This window comes from Intestinibacter sp. (assembly GCF_051866655.1).
Classification (GTDB): domain Bacteria; phylum Bacillota; class Clostridia; order Peptostreptococcales; family Peptostreptococcaceae; genus Intestinibacter.
Genome location: NZ_JBJDXL010000267.1, coordinates 1 through 4,152, shown reverse-complemented (window position 1 = coordinate 4,152; position 4,152 = coordinate 1). Strand labels below are relative to the sequence as shown.

Here is a 4,152-nt window from a genome sequence, read left to right as displayed (position 1 = left end):
AAATAATATTATTTAAAGCCTCAATAGAAGAATCATCTGGAACTACAACGGATATTCCAGCATCTATCAATTTATTTTTATAAAAATCTCCTGTCATAGTGTATTTTGTTCCGAGCAAAATAACCTTTTCGATACTTTTCTTTTTTAATACCTCAGCAGTCACCTCTGCAATATGTATAATAGGTATATCAATACGTTTTTGAATTTCAGAAGCAATTTTATGTGTAGTATTTGCACAAATTACGATAAAGTCAGCTCCAGCTTTTTGAAGATTTTTAGCTTCAATAGATAAAATATCTGCAATTTTGTCCCACTCATCGCTTGCTTGGTATTTTTCAATTGGATAAAAATCAACGCTGTACAAAAGTATCTTTGCTGAATGTAACCCACCCAATTCTTGCTTTACTACCTCATTTATAATCTGATAATAAGTAACTGTGCTTTCCCAGCTCATGCCACCTAATAGTCCTATAGTTTTCAATTTTTCCAACTCCTCTAAATTCCTACTCTTATTCAAATTTCCATTCTGAGGTTATACTCACTTCAATATTTATGTCTTCAGGATTTATAGTATCTAATGAATTTCCTGCTCTTAAATAAGTAGACACTCCTAAATTTGTATCCGCATCAAAATCTTGAAAATTATTATGAACTTCTATAGATAAACATGTTTTATTTGATTTTGACATAGTATTTTTTATAAATTCAGCTTTTTCTTCGGCTAATTTAATGGCATTAGCTAAAGCTTCCTCTTCTAATTTATTTCTAGTTTCCCTATTTACTCCAAATTTGATTGTATATGTTGGAGGATTTTCCATTTTAGAAATTGCATCAATAATATTTAATATATTTTCGATAGAGCTATAATTTATTGTCAATTCATTCGTTTGAATAAGCTCGTAATGAGAAAATACATATGAAACCTCGATAATATCATTTTTATCTTCTATAGTTTTTTTGACAGGTATTATTTCATATCTAGTCGTTTTTAAATCTTGTTTATCAATTTCAAGTTGCTTCAATAAATTTTGGAATTCTAGAATTTGTTCTGAACCCTTTTTTATAATTTCTTCACTATCTTTTGATTCTTGCTTAAATGTAAGTAAAAAAGTTACCTGATTTGGTTTACAAGATATACCTCCAGAAGCTGTTATCTTTGCATTCATAAAAAAAACCTCCAATTTATTTATTTTTATTATAATTTTATCATATTTATTTAATGATTAAATAAATAGTAGAAAAAAACTAAATTTTGATATATATTTAAGAAAACATTAATTTTAGCTTATACTGATAAATATTGGAGGTAATAATTTGAAGGAATTAAAAATAAACAATAAATCCGACAAGCCAGACAACATAGTGCTTAGGGATCACATACTAATAGAAAAAAGCATCGAATTTGAAAAAGGACTGCCAAATTTTATGAAGGATTATTTCATATATTTAAAAGGCTCTGTAGCTTCATCCACTAGAGCAGCTTATTTAGAGGATATCACGTTTTTCTGCGATTATTTAGTAAATGAAAGCGGGCTTACAGATGCCAAAACTATAAAAGAGCTAACTATAGAGGATTTTAAAAATATAAAAGCAAGAGATGTAAATTTATTCCTAGGCGACTACTGTCCTAGATACTACAAAGAAAAGGAAAATGCCACAATTGTATATGAAAACAACAATAGAGCATTGGCGAGAAAAAAATCATCTATCTCGACCTTATTTAAATTTCTCTACAGAAATGAACAGCTTCCTACTAACATAACAGACGGATTTAACCCAATAAAGCTTCCAAAGCCTCAGCCAGATGCCATAAAAAGACTAGATATCGACGAGGTAATGGTAATGCTAGAAGCTGTAGAGTCAGGTGAAGGTCTAACAGAAAAGGAAAAGGTCTACTGGAATAAAACTAAGCTTCGAGACAAGGCAATTTTAGCTCTGTTTGTAACATACGGTCTTAGATTAAACGAGCTTCGTGAGCTGAATATTTCCTCATTTAATTTTTCAAGAGGTGAATTTAAAATATACAGAAAAAGAGGCAAAGAGGTCCTAATGCCTATAAATAAAACCTGTGAAGCTGTCGTATTAGATTACATAAACTACGAAAGACCAAATAGCGATGATCTACCTGATGATGTAAAGGACGCGTTATTTTTATCTCTACAAAAAAAACGTCTGACAGCAAAGGCTATAAGACAGCTAGTAAAAAAATATACATCTATATGCATGCACACGACTAGGGACAAAGGCTATTCTCCTCATAAACTTAGAGCAACAGCAGCTACATCTCTAATCCAGTCGGGTTTTTCCATATACGATGTAAAAACTCTACTAGACCACGACAATGTGACGACTACACAGCTATATGCCGCGCATAAGAAAAACGTCAAAAGAGATATTGTAAACAATTTCGAATGGCTAGATGAAAACGAAGAGGTAAGCCTTGAAGATATTCAAAAGGAAAACTCAACTGATTAAAATCATAATAAAAAGAATTTTTCTAAAACAAGAACAAATGTTTGTATAAAAAAACTGCATATGGTACAATATATAATATAAATAGTAAAGTTAAAATCAGAATAACTTTAAATTTTATAAATAAATAATGAAATGAGTGATTTTTATGAGTTCAAATCAAATAACAAATAAACAACTCATCATTCTAGAGTTTATAAAAGATCAACTTTTAACTAAGGGATATCCGCCTTCAGTTAGAGAGATATGTCAGGCAGTAGGACTTAAGTCTACATCTACTGTACATGCTCATTTAAACAAACTTGAAAAATTAGGATACATAAGACGCGATCCTACTAAACCTAGAGCTATCGAAATACTAGACAGCAATATCTTCGGAAATAATATAACTGAAAAAGAAATAATTAACCTTCCTCTAGTTGGCCAAGTAACGGCTGGTGAACCTATTCTTGCCGAACAAAACATTCAAGAATACTTACCTCTACCTGCCCAACTTATAAAGGGTACAGATAATTTTCTTCTAAAGGTAAAGGGAGAAAGTATGATAAACGCTGGTATTTTAGATAAGGATTACGTTGTAGTAGACAAAAGCTCTACAGCTTCTAATTCACAGATAGTAGTGGCATTAGTAAATGGAGAGTCAGCTACTGTAAAGAGATTTTTCAAAGAAGGTAATAAAGTCAGACTTCAACCAGAAAATGAATTTATGGATCCTATCATTTTAGATGAAAGAGATGTTGAGATTGTTGGAATTGTTACAGGTGTATTTAGAGTATTATAGTACACGTAAAAAAGCTTGCTAAGAAGGTATAATTTTCTAGCAAGCTTTTTATTTTAAATTTTATATTATGCTAAGCTTAAAGCTATTTCCATCATTTTAGTAAATGCTGTTTGTCTTTCCTTTGAAGTAGTTTCTTCTCCTCTTAAAGGACAATCAGATATAGTAACTATTGCTAAAGCATTTACTCCTGCTCTAGCTGCATTCATGTAAAGTGCTGCTGCTTCCATTTCAACGCAAAGAGCACCCATTTTTTGCCATGATTTTAATCCTTCTAATCCATTATCTCCGTAGAATACATCACTTGATACTATATTTCCAACTGTTACATCTATACCAAGCTCTTTAGCATTATTTACAGCCTTTTGAAGTAACTCAAAGCTCGCAATAGGTGCATATGTACCTGGTAAGTTGTATTGAGATGCGTAATTTGAGTCTGTACAAGCTCCCATACCTATTACAACATCGTGTAGGTTTAATTTGTCGCTTATAGCTCCTGCAGAACCTATTCTTATAAGGTTTTTAACTCCATAGAAATTAATTAATTCATAAGAGTATATTCCCATAGATGGCATACCCATACCTGAACCTTGAACTGATATTTTTTTGCCTTTATAATATCCTGTATATCCATACATTCCTCTTACAGTATTGTATCTCACTGGATTTTCTAAGAAAGTCTCAGCTATAAATTGAGCTCTTAATGGATCTCCTGGTAATAATACTGTTTCGGCTATATCTCCCACCTTAGCTTCTAGATGTGGAGTTGGTACTGGTGATTTACTCATTTTAAATTCCTCCTAGCTTTTATAATTTATATGAATTTAAATATATTTTCATTAATTATAGATATTTAAAGTCTATAATTATTTCAAATATCTATATTATATATTATATACCTA

5 protein-coding genes are annotated in these 4,152 nt (G+C 30.9%); 2 read left to right on the top strand and 3 right to left on the bottom strand.

What is annotated here, in order from left to right; genetic code table 11:
* A partial coding sequence (locus ACI3VO_RS08045; RefSeq protein WP_439757415.1) for an aspartate/glutamate racemase family protein occupies positions 1 to 481 on the bottom strand: 481 nt, incomplete at its 3' end.
* Positions 482 to 509: 28 nt separating this feature from the next.
* Positions 510 to 1,166 carry an SIMPL domain-containing protein gene (locus ACI3VO_RS08040; RefSeq protein WP_439757414.1) on the bottom strand — a complete coding sequence of 219 codons (657 nt, stop codon included), beginning with the start codon at positions 1,164 to 1,166 and terminating at the stop codon, positions 510 to 512.
* A 148-nt stretch (positions 1,167 to 1,314) separates the two neighbouring features.
* On the opposite strand from ACI3VO_RS08040, the gene ACI3VO_RS08035 reads away from it, so the two are divergent.
* Both ACI3VO_RS08035 and lexA read left to right on the top strand, forming a co-directional pair.
* Positions 1,315 to 2,475 carry a tyrosine-type recombinase/integrase gene (locus ACI3VO_RS08035; protein WP_439757413.1) on the top strand — a complete coding sequence of 387 codons (1,161 nt, stop codon included), beginning with the start codon at positions 1,315 to 1,317 and terminating at the stop codon, positions 2,473 to 2,475.
* A gap of 145 nt (positions 2,476 to 2,620) precedes the next feature.
* Positions 2,621 to 3,253 (top strand): transcriptional repressor LexA, encoded by a 633-nt coding sequence (gene lexA, locus ACI3VO_RS08030; protein WP_439757412.1) that lies wholly within the window; start codon positions 2,621 to 2,623, stop codon positions 3,251 to 3,253.
* A 65-nt stretch (positions 3,254 to 3,318) separates the two neighbouring features.
* Here the strand turns inward: lexA and deoD are convergent, their stop codons facing one another.
* Positions 3,319 to 4,038: a purine-nucleoside phosphorylase gene (gene deoD / locus ACI3VO_RS08025; RefSeq protein ID WP_439757411.1), complete on the bottom strand. Its 720-nt coding sequence runs from the start codon at positions 4,036 to 4,038 to the stop codon at positions 3,319 to 3,321.
* Between the last annotated feature and the right edge of the window lie 114 nt (positions 4,039 to 4,152).

Coding starts and splice junctions, on each gene's coding strand:
- deoD (WP_439757411.1), bottom strand. CDS start 4,038: ATGAGTAAATCACCAGTACCAACTCCACATCTAGAAGCTAAGGTGGGA.
- ACI3VO_RS08040 (WP_439757414.1), bottom strand. CDS start 1,166: ATGAATGCAAAGATAACAGCTTCTGGAGGTATATCTTGTAAACCAAAT.
- lexA (WP_439757412.1), top strand. CDS start 2,621: ATGAGTTCAAATCAAATAACAAATAAACAACTCATCATTCTAGAGTTT.